Below are 17,920 nucleotides of genomic sequence, written 5' to 3' on the forward strand. Positions count from 1 at the left end.
AAATATTTACATTTCTTTTCTTATATTTATATGTTGATTAATACATATAGAATATGACAAGAGAAGAAAAATTTATGCAGGAAGCCATTCAATTATCATTGAACGGCGTGGTGAATAACGAAGGCGGCCCTTTTGGATGCGTAATAGTAAAAGGTGATGAAATTGTTGGTAGAGGTAATAATAAAGTAACCAGTAGCAATGACCCTACTGCTCATGCTGAAGTAACGGCCATCCGTGATGCCTGCAAAAATTTAGGCACATTTCAATTAGAAGACTGCGAAGTATATACATCCTGCGAACCCTGCCCTATGTGTTTAGGTGCCATCTATTGGGCCCGCCCTAAAATTGTGTACTACGCAAATAACAGGCAAGATGCTGCAGATATAGGCTTTGACGACTCGATGATATACGATGAAATGAAAGCCGAAATGCATGAACGTAAGATCCCCATCATTGCACTCGGACGAGATAAGGCACTTAAAGTATTTGAAGAATGGCAAAATAAGCCCGATAAAACCGAATACTGATTCTTGTTGAATCCCTTGAAATTTTCTGTTAAACATACAATAACAGCAGCAACAAAATGGCTAAGTAACGCATCATAGTAATAACTTTGCCACCTGTTTATGAATATGAAGCATTGCGTAACTGTATTGTTGATTTGTTTTTTGGTAAAGATCTGTCCTGCTCAAAACTGTACAGCTTTAGGTCAAAACCCGGCTACTGCATTCCCCGTATGTGGTACTGCTGATTTCGTGCAAACATCTGTACCCGTTTGCGGTGGCAGGCAGGTACCTGCAGCCTCTTGTCCAAGCGATTTTCTATCTGACATCAACCCCTATTGGTATAAATTTAAATGCTTCACAAGCGGTACGCTGGGCTTTGTAATTAAACCAACGGTATTTGATGATGATTATGATTGGCAACTGTTTGATGTTACAGGCCGTAACCCCGGTGATGTATACTCTGACCCTACTTTATTTGTTGCCTGCAACTGGTCGGGTGAATCAGGAAACACAGGTACGAATGCCTCTGCTCAAGCACTAGCAGTTTGCGGAAGTGCTCCCACTTTACCCATTCGACCTTTGTTCAGTAAAATGCCGGTGCTACAACAAGGACATGACTATCTTTTGTTGATCAGCCACTTTGATGGTGCTACACAAAGTGGTTACACATTATCGTTCGATGGTGGAACAGCTAATATCACCGATCCGGTTGAACCACATCTTAAAAGTGCAAGAGCTATATGTGACGGTACTCAAATGACCGTTAAGTTGAATAAGCGTATGAAGTGCAAAAGCCTTGCTGCAAACGGTAGCGATTTTACGATCTCATCTGCTGTATCATCTATCATTGCAGCTTCGGGTGTGCATTGCAGTGATGAATTTGACATGGATTCGGTGGTGCTTACTCTTGATAATCCATTGCCTCCGGGGATGTATAATATCACTATGAAAAATGGAACTGATGGCAGTACTTTATTTGACAACTGCGACAGAACAATCCCTGTTGGAGAAAGCCTTCCGGTTACTGTCTATCCTCTGTTTCCAACGCCAATGGATAGCCTGACCAAATTCTATTGTGCTCCACAAAGTTTACAACTTGTTTTTTCAAAACTCATGCAATGCAATACTATTGCAGCTGATGGAAGCGATTTTGTGATTAGCGGAAGTTTCCCGGTTTCAATTGCAAGCGCCAAAGGTGTTTGCAATACAGATAATCTTACTACTATTATTGACATTCAACTTTCTGCCCCTATACAAAAGCAAGGCAATTTCTCTCTTCGTTTAAAAAACGGAACAGATGGCAATACAATCCTCAATGAATGCGGACAGCCAACTCCTGCCGGCTCGACGATAAATTTTTCTACGGTTGATACTGTATCAGCTGTATTTTCTACAACACCTAAGCTGGATTGTAAAGTTGATGGTATTGATTATGCTCACGACGGCAGAAATGGTGTAAATATTTGGCAGTGGACATTTGACGATAACATCACAAGTACTGCAAAAGATACTTCAATAATATATTCTGTGTTCGGTCAGAAAAATGCAACATTGATTGTTTCGAATGGTGTTTGCAGAGACACATTTACGAGATCTGTTACATTAGACAATCATTTGAAAGCTGCCTTTGAAGGAACAGGCATGGTTTGCCCGACAGATATGGCTACATTTAAAGACCAAAGCATTGGTAATATTATTGGATGGAACTGGGATTTTGGCAATGGCTTAACGAGTACGCTGCAAACACCACCAACCCAACAATATCCATACACTAATATTCTAACAGATTATACTGTTCGCCTTATTGTGAAAAACAATTTAGATTGTTTTGACACTGCTACCCAAAAAATAAAAGTATTAGCTAATTGTTTTATTGCAGTACCAACCGGGTTTACTCCAAATGGAGATGGATTGAACGATTATCTCTATCCTACAAATGCTCTAAAAGCTATTGATCTTTATTTTGCTGTTTATAACCGATTAGGACAACTACTTTTTGAAACCAACGACTGGACAAAAAAATGGGATGGGACATACAATGGACAGGGCCAGGATCCCGGCACCTATGTATGGAGATTAGAGTATACTGAACCCGGAACCGGGCAGAGAAAAACTTCCAAAGGAACAACTGTGCTTATCCGTTAAATCGACGATTTTAATTGTTCTACAACTGCATCTATCTCCTCTTTTGTATTATACTTGCAAAAACTGAAACGTACTGTTACTTTATTTGAATTCGGATAAACAGAACGGATAACATGGCTACCGATATCAATACCGCTTGTACAGGCGCTTCCTCCACTTGCACAAATATTATTGATGTCAAGATTAAATAAAAGCATTTCCGACTTTTCTGTGCTTGGAAAATTGGCGCTCAAAACAGTGTACAAACTTTTGCCCAATACGTCACCGTTAAAACTAACAGCCGGAATATTTTTTATGAGTTGTTCATGCATGTAAGATTTTAAACCATTGATATAGACACTATCTTTTTCATAATTCTCAGTTGCAATCTCTAATGCTTTAGCAATACCAACAATGCCATAAAGATTTTCTGTACCGGCTCTCATATTCCGTTCCTGAGAACCTCCATGTACCAATGGATTGATCTTTACATTTTCATTAATATATAAAATACCAACCCCTTTGGGACCGTGGAATTTATGCCCTGCACCAGTAATAAAATGCACATGAGTATTTCTGAGATCAAAAGGAAAATGACCAACGGTCTGTACTGTATCGCTATGAAAAATCGCACTGTACTTTTTGCAAATGGCTCCCACTGCATGAATATCTAACATGTTTCCAATTTCGTTGTTGGCATGCATCAGAGTAACTAACGTTTTCTCTGAAGAAGAAGCCAGTAGATCTTCCAGATCAAGCAGATTAATATGTCCATCGGGCAACAACCTTACATAACTCACATTTACCTCATTAATTTTATGACGATGCTCTACTGAATGTAAAACAGCATGATGTTCGATCGGAGAAGTAATGATACGGGTACAACCCAGGTCTTTTACAGCAGCAGCTATTGCAGTATTGCTGCTTTCGGTACCACCACTCGTAAAAAATATTTCTGAAGGATGAGCATTGAGAATCTTAGCTACAGATTTCCTTGCATTCTCAATTGCCATTCTCGATTCTCGTCCATATGAATAAATAGAAGACGGATTGCCGAATTTATCAGTCAAATAAGGCATCATAGCATCCAATACTTGCTTGTCAAGTGCGGTGGTAGCGGCGTTGTCGAAATAAATTCTTTTAGAGTCCATAACTAATAGTCAATAGTCCATAGTCAATAGTTTAAGTCTCATGGACTAAGGACTATTGACCATGGACCAATTGCATTTACATTGCTTCACTAATATCTTTCATCAATCTTTTTGCGATATTATCGGCAGTTGTTTCAAAATTACTTTCTGCATAAATACGTATGATGGGCTCTGTATTACTTGTACGCAAATGAACCCAATCCGTATCAAATTCTATTTTCAATCCATCTTCGGTATTAATAGGATTGTTTTTATATTTTGTTTTGATCTTTGTAAAAACATCTTTTACATCAATACCATTTTCAAGAGCAATTTTGTTTTTACTGATAAAATAACTCGGATAAGTGTTTCTTAATTGCTTGATACTTTTTTTGCTTTCGGCAAGATGTGTCAGAAATAATGCAATCCCGATCAAAGCATCTCTACCATAGTGCAGATCCGGAACTATAATACCTCCATTCCCTTCACCACCTATTATAGCATTCACCGCTTTCATTTTTGTCACCACATTCACTTCACCTACAGCACTCGGAAAATATTCTCCACCATTCTTTTCAGTAACATCTCTCAATGCTCTGGTAGATGACATATTTGAAACCGTATTCCCTTTTCTTTTGCTTAAAACATAATCTGCAACTGCAACCAACGTATATTCTTCTCCGAACATACTTCCATCTTCACAAACAAAACAAAGTCGGTCAACATCCGGGTCAACAGCAATACCCAGATCAGCATTTTGTTTCACTACCTCAGCACTCAACTCTGTTAAATGCTCAGGCAATGGCTCCGGGTTATGAGCAAACTTTCCGTTCACTTCTTCATTCAACACAATAATATCTTTTAAGCCGAGTGCCTTTAACAGAGCCGGTACAGCAATCGCACCCGTGCTATTCACAGCATCCAATACAATTTTGAATTTCGCTTTTTTAATAGCGGCCACATCCACCAAAGGATAATTCAAAACGGCATCAATATGTTTTTGTAAAGAAGATTCATCTTTAATTACGGTTCCTAATTTATCCACCGACACAAAATTAAAATCTTCTCTTGCAGCAATCTCGAGCACTTTCGCACCTTGTGCAGCATCAATAAACTCACCGGTACTATTCAGTAATTTCAATGCATTCCATTCTTTCGGATTATGACTTGCGGTAAGTATGATGCCACCTGCAGCTTCTTCAAAAACAACCGCCATTTCAACAGTTGGTGTTGTGCTGTAATCTAAATCAACTACATCTATTCCTAACGCATTCAATGTTGCAATAACAAGGTTTTTAACCATCTCTCCGCTAATGCGTCCATCTCTTCCTACCACCACCTTTTTATTACCATTTTGCTCAAGCAATAAAGTACCATACGCTGCAGTAAATTTTACTATATCTACAGGTGTAAAATTATCATTTGTGCTCCCGCCGATAGTTCCACGAATACCCGATATGCTTTTTATTAAGGCCATCCTTTATTTAAAATTTTTGAGGTGCAAAGATACAAATTTACCTACGGATGACAGGCAGATTTTTCTCTGTTGATGATCTTTTCTGATTTTTCATTAAATTTACTTACCATGAAACCCAAACTCCTGCTCACACTACTCCTAAGTGTTGCAACATTCTATATTGGTGTTGCACAAACAGTTAAGACACTTGCAACTTTTGAAGTTTCTATCAGAGGGCTATCCGTTGTAAACGATAGAGTCATCTGGGTCAGCGGAACCCACGGCGCTATAGGCATATCCCGTGATAGTGGCAACACCTTCAAATGGATATCGGTTAGAGGTTTTGAAGAGACAGATTTTAGAGATATTGAAGCATTTGATGAAACCACAGCTGTAATAATGGGTACCGGTGAGCCTGCCTATATTTTAAGAACAGCCGATGCCGGTGAAACCTGGGAGGCTGTGTTTGTAGATAAGACCAAGGGAATGTTTCTTGATGCGATGGAATTTTGGAATGAAAACAGTGGCATTGTAATTGGTGACCCTATTGATCAGAAATTTTTCATTGGTCGTACTTTCAATGGAGGTATAACCTGGAGGGGTATTCCTCCAGAAAATTATCCAGTGGCTGATGATGGCGAAGCCTGTTTCGCTGCCAGTGGCACCAATATCTGTAAAATAAACAATAAAGAAGTGGTGTTTGTAACCGGAGGGAAAAAATCCAGATTGTTTATCAGAGACAAAAAAATTGATATCCCTTTCACTACGGACTCCGCAAGCATTGGGGCTAATTCCGTTGCAGCTAAAAATAGCAAAATGTATATTGTAGTTGGTGGAAATTATCTTGCTAAAGACAGCACAAGCAATAATTGTTTTATCACCAAAGAGGCCGGTAATAAGTGGATCGTTCCTAAAACTCCTCCATCAGGCTACAGAAGCTGCGTTGAGTATATTGAGAAAAAGCAATGGGTTACCTGTGGTTTCAATGGTGTAGATATTACCAATGATGATGGTATGAACTGGAAACGCATCAGCGATGAAGGATATAATGTTTGCAGAAAATCTAAATCGGGAGACGCTGTATTTTTTGCAGGCGACGGCAAAATAGGTAAACTTATTTTTTAAACATAAAGTATACAGCTCCAATTAAAAAAGCAAAGCTTACCAGATATTTCCAGTGAAAGGGTTCTTTAAGGTAAAAAACCGCAAATACTGCAAAAACAACCAATGTAATGACTTCCTGAGTTATTTTCAATTGAAAGCCACTTAACCCATTTGTATAACCCAGCCTGTTTGCCGGCACCATCAGGCAGTATTCAAAAAAAGCAATACCCCAGCTAATAGCTACCGCTTTCCACAAAGGCATACTTGTATTCTTCAAATGACCATACCAGGCAAAGGTCATGAACATATTAGAAAACACTAATAATAAAATGGTTCTCAACATAAAGAATGATTTATAACGTAAAATTATAGATTAAACTATCGCTAATATCCTCAAAAAGAAAAATGCGGTTTATTTTGGCATGGTTTTGGAAATTATCGGGCAAGTATCTACTTTAGCCATACATTCATTAACCAACAGACTTAAACTATGACTTTCGAAACTTATCCATCTGCAGCCCCTACCCCCCAAAGTACACCTCCCAAAAAATCAAACGTCAACTGGCGTACGGCAATAATGGTAGCACTTGTAATTGCCTTATTGGCAACCTGGGGTTATATCATTTGGGATAAAAGCAAGAATAAGGAAATATTTGCTCAGAAAGATGCCAAATACGCAACGGCAGTTTCTGAAAAAGACACATTACAATTACTGTTGAATGAAGCAACTGATAGATATGATGAATTAAATACTATCAGTATCAAGAAAGACAGTACGATCACCGCAAGGGATAAAGAAATAGCTGCAAAAAAACAAGCGATACAAAAATTACTGGCAACAGCGAATGGCGATAAGACCAAATTAGCTGAAGCTAGAAAAATGATCGAGTCGTTGAACAGCGATATTGAAGATTATAAATCGCAGATAGAAGTTTTAAAAGGTGAAAAAATACAACTTACCAGAGAGAAGGAAATGATCACTCAGGAAAAAAACAAACTCAGTAGTGATCTTGATTCTACCAAAGGTGTAGTTCAGGAAAAAGAAAACATAATTGACATTGGCTCTACCCTGCATGCATCCCACTTCTCAGTGATCGGTATTAATGAAAAAAAGAGTGGAAAAGAAAAAGAAACCAGTACTGCTAAACGTGTTGACAAATTCCGTATCACATTTGACATTGATGAAAACAGGATCACAAAATCGGGAAATAAAGATATTTTTGTTTGCATTACAACTCCAGATGGCAAGACAGTTACCGAAGATGGATTAGGATCCGGATCCTTCATTGACAGAGAAGGAAATGAAATAAAATACACAAAACGCATTGCAATAAATTATATTCAAGGTCAACGCCAATCATTAAGCTTTGACTGGAAAGCGGGTGATTATACAACCGGAGATTATAAAATTGTTGTTTACAATAACGGATTTAAAATTGGCGAAGGCGTACATCACCTGAAAAAAGGTGGATTATTCAGTTAAGAAATGAAAAGATAAAAGTGAAAAATGAATACTGCTATTTTTAGTTATTCATTTTTCACTTTTCATTTTTACACAACACTGCTTATAATATAGCCCTAACAGAAGCTCTTCCAACATGCACTACTCTTGCAGTTCCGGGCTTTCTTCCATCATATTGAATACTCAATTCTATATTGCCACCAAGTCTTTTTGTGTACTCAATATTCCACAAATAATTTTTTCCTGGCAATAAACCGTCCAATATAATGTACCCTACTGTAGAGTTAGGAGAACCTCCGTTAGTGTATTTAAAATCTATATTGTTTAAAGTAAAGCGAGCATTTATTGTACTGCTCGACAAAACATTATACTTAATATCAGCCGTTAACGCATTATTGCTAACCTCTTCATTAAATCCGGATGCATTCTTTTTACCACTGAAATTATAAGACAACGTTGTTCTGATCTTTGTTTTATAGATATAGCTGATAGCGGGTTCAACAGCCATTTCATCAATATAATAGTTCCTGTTGGCAAACTTCGGTGTACTCAAACTATTCAATCCTGAATGTGCCATTAAATTGGCTGTAATATTTCGATTAAAATTAACCCTGGCTTTGTAAACAAGCTTACGCAATTTTCTTGTTTCAATACCATAGGTCAATAACGATTTACCACTATTGACAATATGTGTAATATCCATGCCCCATTTAGCATTTGTTCTATTAAAGAAAATTGTGTTTGAAAGAAATGAGCTTAGCGTAAGTAAAGTTGTATCTGATAGTTGTTTCGAAAAAGGATCGAACAAAAACTTACCCGTAGAAATTTCTTTCTTGCTTATTTGTAATGCAGATGATGATGTAATTTTTGATAAAAATTTTGTAATTCCTGTCTTCTTATTGTTCAGAATTGCTTTCGGCGCCAGATCAACCGCATAATTAAATTGTAAATAATTAGCCTTTGAGTATTGATTGGTAGGTGTATTTACCCGAATATATTTTCTTTGATCTGTGAATAAAGCAATTTCAAATTCATTCAATTGAGCTATACCATCTCCATTATAGTCATTCCACGTATATTCTCCCTGACCCGACGGCACTTCAACAAAAGTAAATTCTCTTCGCTGTTCCTGCCCTGCACCAACTTCGTACAAAATATTACCGGACAAGAAGCCGCTAAATTCATTTACTAAATACTCCGCTCTGCCTAAAATGCTTTCATCTTTTTTTTGATTGCTGATAGAAGCATTCTTTATATGTAATTGCCGATATGTAAAATTGAATTTGAATTGATGCCTGTCGTTCTTTAGCAACTCTGTAAATAAATTGAAATTATCGCTTCTATCGGCTTCCATTAGTTTTTTTGATACAGGATAGAGGTCGTTTCTGGTAAAATACGAAGTTCCCCATCTATTCAGTTTGTTAACATCCGATTTTAAATACGCCTGCAAAACATTAAAAGCAAAACTCATTGGAGATAAAGTATCCGTATTCTTATCTCTTAACCTATTATGTTCTGCCGTATAATTTATGCCGACTTGATAGTTGCTTAATTTTTTTAAAATTGTATTGACGTCAATTGTTGGTCGAATATAGACACCTTTCAATAAAGGGTTATTTATATTAGTAACACTTACTACATCAGTGATTTTCCAATTTTTTATTTGAGCAAAATGATTCAGTTGTTGTCGTACGCCATTATAACGATCGCTTCGATTATAATTTACAAGCGTATACTTTACACTGTTACCCTTTACATCAGTTAGTGTAAATCCGGCCGTGGCAATATGTTCATCAGCAGGATTAATCGTGTAGGGCAAACTCCAATCTCTCAAAAACTCTACATTACGCAATCGCTCAACGGGCTTAAATCTTTTTTGCACATATTCGTATCCAAGAATAGATTGCAATTTCAATTGTTTTTTAAAAAGACTGATTTTGTTGTTATCATTCATTACCTCAATCTTGGCTGCTACCCCATTGTCGTTACTTTTATCTTTTGCAGATAAAAGATTAATATCATACTTGCTAATAGCAACCTCTGTTTTTAATCTTGTTTTTGTTGTAAGCCGGTAGTCTGCTGCCAATGTAAGTATCTGTTGTTTCTTGGGTGTTACCAAAAGCATTAACGGAGCCCAGTCGCCTGACTTTTGCCCTCCGATGCCGGGCATTACCCATCTAAACACTTTTCCATTGGCGCCATTGTATTCCTGCACATAGTTTCCTTTGCCAGGTCCGAGATAAGTAAATGCTACCTGGTACAAAGTATCTGTAGGATCTACAGAGAACACAAATATGGAATCATGCTGAGTGATATTATAAAGTGTATCAATTTTTCTATACAAGATCTTATCTACCGAAAAAGTATCCCTTTGTGCATCGATATAAAAAGCGGTATCTATACCATCCCCAATATTTGAAAGGAATTGACGCTGCTGATCATCCAAAGATTGATTAATGGATGAATTTTTTGCATCCTGATTAGAAAAAGCGCCAATACTCAATGATAATTTTTTATTGAAATTGATCTCATCGCTGATATAAAGATTTGAATTCAAAAAATTTCGATCGGCATATTCAAACTCTATCTGTAAACGTTTGTCCTTTGTGATCATACGTTTAGGTGTAAACGTTAGTTCAGCAGTATTGTAATTAATTACATAATCCTGATCTTCCCCCCTTTGCAACAATTCACCATCAATAAAAACCCTTTCGGTACCTGCCAGTATTGTAAAATACAATTCATTATTAGCACCCTGTAATCTGTATGGGCCTTGGTTCCCTTCTGTTGTGACAATAAAATTCCTAGTAAACTTACCCTTGGCTACCGAACCACTGACCAAAAAAGAATTACTGATATTTTTATTTATTTTATTATCTGTTATAAAAGAGGCCCCCTGCAATCTTTTATAAAAATTTAAAAAATAGTTCTTGCTTTGACGAATATCGATATCCCCAAAATTAGCCTGCCAACCTTTCTTTTTAATTTGGAGAAAAACTTTGTCAAAGTCATTTAAACTTTGTGTATTGCCATCAGGCTGAATAGGAATATTATTATCAGTAATGGCAGCAGTCAATTCAAGACTGTCGCCGATAAACCCGTTCAATTGTAAATTCAAACTCGAGTTCACAACAGCATCCTGACTGTTACCAAATGATATACCTCTGCCGAAACTACCATTGTAATTGATGCCTCCAAAATCAAATACCGGAGCCGATGATTTGTTACCATAGTTAACCGTATATGGTTTTACTGCTATAAAATTATTTCGAATACTATCGTAATTCAGATGTGAAACAATCGAATTCAATTTAAAGGGATATACCCTATAACTCACCAAAACACTATCATTTATTGGTTTGTTGATCCATGTAAGCTTTGCGTTGATCACATCTATAAAATATGCCGAAGGTGGTACGCTAAAAATATTGATCGTATTGGGAATGATACTTACTGTATCTAATTCTATTGATTGACTTGTTGTACTTATGAATTTGCTACGCAGATTCGACAAGGGTGTTTGTGCATTACACAGATGCACCATCGTTAAACAAAAAAAGAAAAAATATGAGAACCGTAATTTCAAGTTGTAGCATTAAAATTATGCTGCTAAAGTTAGCATATATTGTTTAAGACGCTGCTTATCAATAATATGCTGCAATAAAAATGCCTTCCGCTGGAAGGCATTGGGTTATTTTAACAAAAAATCGGTTATTCTTCAGTACTTAAGCCTGCAATTAGATACTCTCTGTTCAGTCTGGCAATATTAGATACAGAGATACCTTTAGGGCATTCAGCTTCACAGGCATATGTATTCGTACAGTTACCAAAACCTTCTTTGTCCATTTGAGCAACCATGTTCAACACACGACTTTCTCTTTCTGGCTGTCCTTGTGGCAACAAGGCTAATTGAGATACTTTAGCACTTACGAACAACATGGCACTACTATTTTTACAAGTAGCAACACAAGCACCGCAACCTATACATGCAGCAGCCATGAAAGCTGCATCGGCATCTTTCTTATCTATTGGCAACGCATTTGCATCCTGAGCATTACCGGTGTTTACCGATATATAACCGCCTGCCTGAATGATTCTATCAAAAGAAGTTCTGTCAACTACCAAATCTTTGATTACCGGGAAAGCTTTGCTACGCCATGGTTCCACAACAATTGTGTCGCCATCTTTAAACGCTCTCATGTGCAATTGACAGGTTGTATTTTCTGCCCATGGGCCATGAGCACGACCATTTATGTACATACTGCACATTCCGCAGATACCTTCACGACAGTCATGATCGAATGCGATCGGATCTTTCCCTTCACTGATCAATTGTTCGTTTAACACATCAAACATCTCCAGAAATGACATTTCGCTTGAAATATCTTTTACCTGATATGTTTCAAAATTTCCGCTTGCAGTGGCATTTTTTTGTTTCCAAACTTTAAGCGTAAGGTTCATATTGTAATGTTCCATATTATTGAATTGCTATGTTGTTAAATCTTTTTATAGTTACTGTATTCAAATGGCCGCCATCCAAAATTTTGCCAGATGAAGTATAATATTCTGTGTTTAAAATTTTTAAACTTCTTCTGATTTACATCTCTGTCAAAGTTCCAATCTTCTTTACTCAACAATTCTTGCATCACCGCAGGATGAGTACCTTTAAACAGGGTCAGTGTATCAACCTGTGAATAATCGTATGCTGCTGTATCATCTTTTACTTCATGAGCTATCGACCGATACAAACTTCTGAAATTCTGCTGCTTTCTATGCATCGTCACCGGGTTTCTTACCCAACCATAATGATAGATATAAGCATCGATCAGTTTAACATTCAACTTTCTGTTATCACTCCACCTAAACCCCTGAGCATCTTTGTAAGAACTAATTTTCTTATTGTTTCGTATTACACGAATTTCTTTTGAATACCAGGCCCTGCCATCTCCGGTGTATTTATAACTACCGTAGAAATGCAGGTAGTTAAACAATAACCCTTCTACTTTTTTGTCATCCTTATATTTTTGCATTGCTGCCAGTATCGTCGGATGATATTTTTCATGCACTACTTCATCTGCCTGTATATAAAAGAGCCAATCGCTATCTGTTGCCGTTGCTGCAATTGCTTTGTCTGTTTCTGCCGCCAGCACTCTTCCTCCTTCTCTTAAACTATTATCCCAAACAGAATGGATAATTTTTATTTTATCAGAACCAATAGATTCGATCAACTTCGTTGTATCATCTTCAGAATCTCCTAAGCAAACAATCATCTCATCTACTACCGGTAAAATTGAAGTAATAGATTCCACCACCGGATAACCAAACTTGATGGCATTCTTTACAAATGTAAAGCCGCTGACTTTCACTATTTATAGCTTCTTTGTGTAGGGTGTACAATTTCAAAATTCAGTACTTCCTTATTTAATTGCCAATCACTTTCTCCTTTGTATTCCCATGCTGCCACATAACTGAAGTTTTCATCATCACGTTTTGCTTCGCCATCTTCTGTTTGAGATTCTTCTCTAAAGTGACCACCACAACTTTCTCTTCTGTTCAAAGCATCTTTACACATCAACTCTCCTAATTCAATAAAGTCTGCTACCCTGCCGGCTTTATCTAATTCAAGATTCATTTCATTGATATCTCCCGGAATTTTTACATCACTCCAGAATTCTTTTTTCAAAGCCTGTATTTCAGCGATTGCTTGTTTCAAGCCTTCTTCGTTACGTGCCATACCGCATTTGTCCCACATGATCTTTCCTAAACGTTTATGGAAGCTTTCGACAGTTTTCGTTCCTTTAATATTCATCAAAGTATTGATTCTATCGCTAACAGCTTTTTCTGTTTCTTCAAATGCAGGATGTGTAGTTGGTATAGCCGCAGTACGAATATCATCCGCTAAGTAATTGCCCAATGTATAAGGAATTACAAAATAACCATCTGCCAATCCTTGCATCAACGCACTTGCTCCCAATCTATTTGCTCCGTGATCGCTGAAGTTTGCTTCGCCTAAAGCATATAAACCCGGAACAGTGGTTTGTAATTCATAATCCACCCAAAGGCCACCCATGGTATAGTGTACCGCAGGGTATATCCTCATCGGCGTTTCATACGGATCTTCACCGGTGATCTTAGCATACATATCAAAAAGGTTACCATATTTCTCTTTCACTACTTCTTTACCCATTTTGATGATCGTTTGATCATCTACGTTAGTAAGACCTTGCTTTCCTGCTTCAGTTTTCCCGTAACGAATGATCGCTGCGGCAAAATCAAGATAAACCGCTTGCTTACTGCTACCTACGCCATAACCTGCATCGCATCTTTCTTTTGCAGCACGGCTTGCAACGTCTCTTGGAACCAGGTTACCAAAAGCCGGATATCTTCTCTCTAAATAATAATCTCTTTCTTCCTCCTTTATATCTGTTGGTTTTCTATTATCATTTTGTTGTTTAGGCACCCAGATACGTCCGTCATTCCTTAATGACTCACTCATCAAGGTTAATTTGCTTTGATGATCGCCACTAACAGGAATACATGTAGGATGAATTTGTGTGAAACAAGGGTTTCCGAAGAAAGCTCCTTTCTTATGTGCTTTCCATGCAGCGGTAACATTACTACCCATTGCATTGGTACTTAAATAAAATACGTTACCATAACCTCCGGTACATAACAGTACCGCATGACCGAAATGACGTTCTAATTTTCCGGTGATCAGGTCTCTTGCAATAATACCTCTTGCCTTGCCATCGATCATTACCACATCCAACATTTCGTGACGGCTATATTGAGTTACATTACCCAATGCTACTTGTCTTTCTAAAGCACTGTATGCTCCTAATAATAATTGCTGACCTGTTTGTCCTGCTGCATAAAAAGTACGTTGTACCTGTGTACCTCCGAAACTTCTGTTGCTCAACATGCCGCCATATTCTCTAGCAAAAGGAACACCTTGTGCCACACATTGATCGATAATATTTGCACTTACTTCTGCCAAACGATGTACGTTAGCTTCTCTTGCACGGTAATCTCCACCTTTTACTGTATCATAAAATAAACGGAAAACGCTATCGCCATCATTCTGATAATTCTTTGCAGCATTGATACCACCTTGTGCGGCAATACTATGTGCCCTGCGTGGGCTATCCTGAAAACAAAATGTTTTTACCTTATACCCCATCTCTCCCAGAGAAGCGGCCGCAGAAGACCCTGCTAAACCGGTACCTACAACAATTACTTCAATTTTACGCTTATTGGCAGGATTTACAAGTTTTACATGTCCTTTGTAATCTTCCCACTTTTTGCTCATTTCGCCTTGCGGAATTTTTGAATCGAAAGCCATATCGTTGGTTAATTAAGAATGAAAAATTAAAAATTAAAAAAATGCATACGCCCGAACTAATGCTTATTGAATAATGTCAAAAAACATGAGAATCGGCATTAAAGCAAACAATACACAAACAACAACCGAGTAAACGATACCAACATTTTTTATGATCGGTGTATAACGTTTATGATTAACGCCTAATGTTTGAAATGCACTGCTAAAACCATGTACCAGGTGCCAGAATAAAGAGATCACACCAACAACATACAATACGACCCAATACCACACGCTAAAAACTTCTTTTATTTTTTCGTATGAATTTTCATTATCATCACCGAAGTATATATCTTGTTTTGTATGTACCCAGAAATGAGAAAGATGCATTACAAGAAACAATAAAAGCAGCGTACCTAAAATACCCATGCTGCGGCTATACCATTTACTGTTTTTATTTGCATCGCTAACTGCATAATTTATGGGACGGGCAGCTTTATTTTGTTGCCATAACATCAGCCCTTGAATAATGTGAAGAATCAATCCGGCAAAAAGTCCGATCTCTAAAATTCTTACTACCCAATTATGACTCATGAAGTGTGCGGCTGTATTAAATGTTTCGCCACCATCATTTACAAAGATGCAGGAGTTAACACCAACATGCACAATTAAAAAGCTAACTAAAAAAAGACCGGTAAGGCCCATTACAAATTTCTTGCCTATTGAGGAAGTAAAAAACTGTTTAAAAGTCATATAGCAGAAGTTATAATATAAATATGGTTCACAAAAGTACGTTACAAAATTTCAAAACAAACCATTTATCAATGTTTTTATGCAAACGATACCAACACATAATTTTTACTCTAATAGCTTTAGCATCCAGTTATCTATTTGAGTAAAAACTACATCCGGCTTTAACGTACGCCATTGCGGAAACTCAATCAATGATACATAATTAGTTAGTCTTGCCCGTTTAAAATCGTATTGAGTTTGCTCAGGCATGTCTATTATTGTTAACCATCCTCCACTATCCTCTACCTGCTCCCGCCACTCTTCGTAGTAGCTGTCATCGCTGCTATGGAAATTCAATACATTTTCAGCTATTAGTATAAATTTAATAATACCGTTTGCATAAAGCTGATCTGTAACATCCCGACGAATGGTCATTATATCATTTTCAATAGCATCATTCCACTCTCCTAGTAATTCTATGATTGCATATTGCTGTTCATAATCAGTAAACAAAATTTTCATGTATAATGTTTTACTACCGAAATAATCCCATTGAGGATGTATGTAAAAGTTGTAAACTGTTTGGGAAAATTCGAATTCGCTATAGGTACGGCCATAAAAAGGTGATCGAAAATCTTCTTCGGCTGTGTACAAATGCCGCCAGTTATAATAAGGCTCTATATCCTGCATTGATGAGGATTAAATATGAATTTTATGATTAGCACCAATTAAATACATTACAAAATTAATCATACAAATTCACATAAAAAAGAAGGCCGCACAATGTGCAGCCTTTGCTTATTAACCCATATAATATTTTAATTGATCAGAACTTTTTCTGAACTAACAATTTTTTTAGATGCATTTATGATCTTCACTAAATAAAAACCTCGTATTGGTTTTTGGCCAATGGTAACTGCTTTGGATGTTTCTCCTTTTGCAAGATCAATAACACTTGTTTGTAACACCTTTCCTGAAATATTTGTGAGCACAACATTATAAGTACCTGCTTCTAAGTTATTGAATTGAATATTAAATTTATTGCTTGTAATTGGATTAGGAAAAACTTTTGAGCCTTTCTTCACTTCTGTTGCATTTTCAGCAGGTATGCATCCCCCGGGAGCAATGCCATGCATTTCATTATATTGTTTTTGTGACAGCAAATTAGCATTTGCCATATCAGATGCATTGAAACTCTTCTCTTCACTTTTAACTTTGGTAGCAACATATGTTTTGCTGTTAACATTATACAAACCATCCAAAACATTAGCACTACTTACAACCAGGTTTCCGTCAGTATCAACTACAACGCCATTGGTTGTATAATTTTCAGGTAAGCCGGTAATAGAGCCAATGTGTTTAGCAGTTTTTGTATTTACATCTATAGAAAAAACATTGTGTCTTGCAGAAACTACGATCAAATTACCAAATGCATCGGCAACCATATCCCCACCCCATGCTTCAATTTTTTCATGAATGGAGATGGCTGAATTCTTTTCGTCTGTGATGGCACCAAGATCGGTTACTGTTGCTTTTTTATCGGTACTGAAGCGTATCAGGTGATTGGCATCATTAGACAATGCATACCCAAAACCATCCGCTGCTATAACCATTCTGGTGAGTTGAGCTTCTTCACTTTGAAATGCACTGTTTGCAGGCTTTGCAATTAAATTCTTTTTTACAACAGTAAAATTCACTTCTTCCTTTGACAGGTCGAGGTATTGAATTTCGGAAAAATGCATCGGCGCAAAATACAATCTGTTATGGCGTGTATCTAAAGCACAAGCCGCAGTACCATAGGCTGTAGGGTTTATTCTAGCATTATCGAAATCTGCTTTATCTAAAAATGCAGTATTGTATTTAGTTTTATCCGCTTCAAAAAGCGTTTTTAATATCTTACCTGAAGAAATATCAATTTGCTTAATATCTGCCCAGTAATAAATGTTATTAGATTTTCCTGTAATGGCATAAGCTGTCGTTGCTTGCTCTTGTGCATTGGCAAATAACGTAGCAGAAATAAAGGTTGCTGAAAGTAAAAATTTGCAGTTCATAAGAGTATCATTTTTTGTTTTAAAAAAGTATTGT

Annotated in this window: 14 protein-coding genes; 4 read left to right on the forward strand and 10 right to left on the reverse strand. The window is 37.0% G+C overall.

Annotation, left to right across the window (positions count from 1 at the left end; translation table 11 throughout):
• Positions 1–53 precede the first annotated feature (53 nt).
• Positions 54–527 (forward strand): nucleoside deaminase, encoded by a 474-nt coding sequence (locus ACQ33O_RS11210; protein ID WP_430995675.1) that lies wholly within the window; start codon positions 54–56, stop codon positions 525–527.
• Between the two features lie 99 nt (positions 528–626).
• Positions 627–2,651, forward strand: coding sequence for a gliding motility-associated C-terminal domain-containing protein (locus tag ACQ33O_RS11215; protein ID WP_430995676.1), 2,025 nt, complete (start codon positions 627–629; stop codon positions 2,649–2,651).
• Here ACQ33O_RS11215 and ACQ33O_RS11220 read toward each other — a convergent pair.
• On the reverse strand, positions 2,648–3,781 hold the full coding sequence (locus ACQ33O_RS11220) for a cysteine desulfurase family protein (protein WP_430995677.1): 1,134 nt from the start codon (positions 3,779–3,781) through the stop codon (positions 2,648–2,650). The two genes, ACQ33O_RS11215 and ACQ33O_RS11220, sit on opposite strands and share 4 nt — an antisense overlap.
• A 76-nt stretch (positions 3,782–3,857) precedes the next feature.
• Positions 3,858–5,237: a phosphoglucosamine mutase gene (gene glmM, locus ACQ33O_RS11225; RefSeq protein ID WP_430995678.1), complete on the reverse strand. Its 1,380-nt coding sequence runs from the start codon at positions 5,235–5,237 to the stop codon at positions 3,858–3,860.
• Positions 5,238–5,345: 108 nt separating this feature from the next.
• Here glmM and ACQ33O_RS11230 point away from each other — a divergent pair, with 108 nt between their 5' ends.
• Positions 5,346–6,341 (forward strand): WD40/YVTN/BNR-like repeat-containing protein, encoded by a 996-nt coding sequence (locus tag ACQ33O_RS11230; RefSeq protein ID WP_430995679.1) that lies wholly within the window; start codon positions 5,346–5,348, stop codon positions 6,339–6,341.
• On the opposite strand, the gene ACQ33O_RS11235 is transcribed toward ACQ33O_RS11230, so the two are convergent.
• Positions 6,331–6,663 (reverse strand): DMT family protein, encoded by a 333-nt coding sequence (locus ACQ33O_RS11235; RefSeq protein ID WP_430995680.1) that lies wholly within the window; start codon positions 6,661–6,663, stop codon positions 6,331–6,333. The two genes, ACQ33O_RS11230 and ACQ33O_RS11235, sit on opposite strands and share 11 nt — an antisense overlap.
• Before the next feature lie 147 nt (positions 6,664–6,810).
• Between ACQ33O_RS11235 and ACQ33O_RS11240 the strand changes: the two genes are divergently transcribed.
• Positions 6,811–7,803 carry a hypothetical protein gene (locus ACQ33O_RS11240; protein WP_430995681.1) on the forward strand — a complete coding sequence of 331 codons (993 nt, stop codon included), beginning with the start codon at positions 6,811–6,813 and terminating at the stop codon, positions 7,801–7,803.
• 82 nt (positions 7,804–7,885) lie between these two features.
• On the opposite strand, the gene ACQ33O_RS11245 is transcribed toward ACQ33O_RS11240, so the two are convergent.
• The 7 genes from ACQ33O_RS11245 to ACQ33O_RS11275 form a co-directional block, all read right to left on the reverse strand.
• A complete protein-coding gene (locus tag ACQ33O_RS11245) occupies positions 7,886–11,326 on the reverse strand; it encodes a hypothetical protein (RefSeq protein WP_430995682.1) in 3,441 nt (1,146 codons plus the stop codon).
• A gap of 167 nt (positions 11,327–11,493) precedes the next feature.
• A complete protein-coding gene (locus ACQ33O_RS11250) occupies positions 11,494–12,258 on the reverse strand; it encodes a succinate dehydrogenase/fumarate reductase iron-sulfur subunit (RefSeq protein WP_430995683.1) in 765 nt (254 codons plus the stop codon).
• Positions 12,259–12,278: 20 nt separating this feature from the next.
• Positions 12,279–13,148 carry a glycosyltransferase family 2 protein gene (locus ACQ33O_RS11255; RefSeq protein WP_430995684.1) on the reverse strand — a complete coding sequence of 290 codons (870 nt, stop codon included), beginning with the start codon at positions 13,146–13,148 and terminating at the stop codon, positions 12,279–12,281.
• Complete coding sequence (locus ACQ33O_RS11260; RefSeq protein ID WP_430995685.1) at positions 13,148–15,124, reverse strand: fumarate reductase/succinate dehydrogenase flavoprotein subunit; 1,977 nt, start codon at positions 15,122–15,124, stop codon at positions 13,148–13,150. Before ACQ33O_RS11260 ends, ACQ33O_RS11255 begins: the two co-directional genes overlap by 1 nt.
• 63 nt (positions 15,125–15,187) lie before the next feature.
• On the reverse strand, positions 15,188–15,856 hold the full coding sequence (locus ACQ33O_RS11265) for a succinate dehydrogenase cytochrome b subunit (RefSeq protein ID WP_430995686.1): 669 nt from the start codon (positions 15,854–15,856) through the stop codon (positions 15,188–15,190).
• 105 nt (positions 15,857–15,961) lie between these two features.
• Positions 15,962–16,525, reverse strand: coding sequence for a hypothetical protein (locus ACQ33O_RS11270; protein ID WP_430995687.1), 564 nt, complete (start codon positions 16,523–16,525; stop codon positions 15,962–15,964).
• Positions 16,526–16,653: 128 nt separating this feature from the next.
• Positions 16,654–17,886 (reverse strand): T9SS type A sorting domain-containing protein, encoded by a 1,233-nt coding sequence (locus ACQ33O_RS11275; RefSeq protein ID WP_430995688.1) that lies wholly within the window; start codon positions 17,884–17,886, stop codon positions 16,654–16,656.
• Positions 17,887–17,920: the final 34 nt, after the last annotated feature.

Source organism: Ferruginibacter sp. SUN002 (genome assembly GCF_050611725.1).
GTDB lineage: Bacteria > Bacteroidota > Bacteroidia > Chitinophagales > Chitinophagaceae > Ferruginibacter.

Bases quoted from the DNA above. Each gene is read 5' to 3' on its own strand.
- ACQ33O_RS11210 (WP_430995675.1), top strand. From the start codon at position 54: ATGACAAGAGAAGAAAAATTTATGCAGGAAGCCATTCAATTATCATTG.
- ACQ33O_RS11215 (WP_430995676.1), top strand. From the start codon at position 627: ATGAATATGAAGCATTGCGTAACTGTATTGTTGATTTGTTTTTTGGTA.
- ACQ33O_RS11220 (WP_430995677.1), bottom strand. From the start codon at position 3,781: ATGGACTCTAAAAGAATTTATTTCGACAACGCCGCTACCACCGCACTT.
- glmM (WP_430995678.1), bottom strand. From the start codon at position 5,237: ATGGCCTTAATAAAAAGCATATCGGGTATTCGTGGAACTATCGGCGGG.
- ACQ33O_RS11230 (WP_430995679.1), top strand. From the start codon at position 5,346: ATGAAACCCAAACTCCTGCTCACACTACTCCTAAGTGTTGCAACATTC.
- ACQ33O_RS11235 (WP_430995680.1), bottom strand. From the start codon at position 6,663: ATGTTGAGAACCATTTTATTATTAGTGTTTTCTAATATGTTCATGACC.
- ACQ33O_RS11240 (WP_430995681.1), top strand. From the start codon at position 6,811: ATGACTTTCGAAACTTATCCATCTGCAGCCCCTACCCCCCAAAGTACA.
- ACQ33O_RS11245 (WP_430995682.1), bottom strand. From the start codon at position 11,326: ATGGTGCATCTGTGTAATGCACAAACACCCTTGTCGAATCTGCGTAGC.
- ACQ33O_RS11250 (WP_430995683.1), bottom strand. From the start codon at position 12,258: ATGGAACATTACAATATGAACCTTACGCTTAAAGTTTGGAAACAAAAA.
- ACQ33O_RS11260 (WP_430995685.1), bottom strand. From the start codon at position 15,124: ATGGCTTTCGATTCAAAAATTCCGCAAGGCGAAATGAGCAAAAAGTGG.
- ACQ33O_RS11265 (WP_430995686.1), bottom strand. From the start codon at position 15,856: ATGACTTTTAAACAGTTTTTTACTTCCTCAATAGGCAAGAAATTTGTA.
- ACQ33O_RS11270 (WP_430995687.1), bottom strand. From the start codon at position 16,525: ATGCAGGATATAGAGCCTTATTATAACTGGCGGCATTTGTACACAGCC.
- ACQ33O_RS11275 (WP_430995688.1), bottom strand. From the start codon at position 17,886: ATGAACTGCAAATTTTTACTTTCAGCAACCTTTATTTCTGCTACGTTA.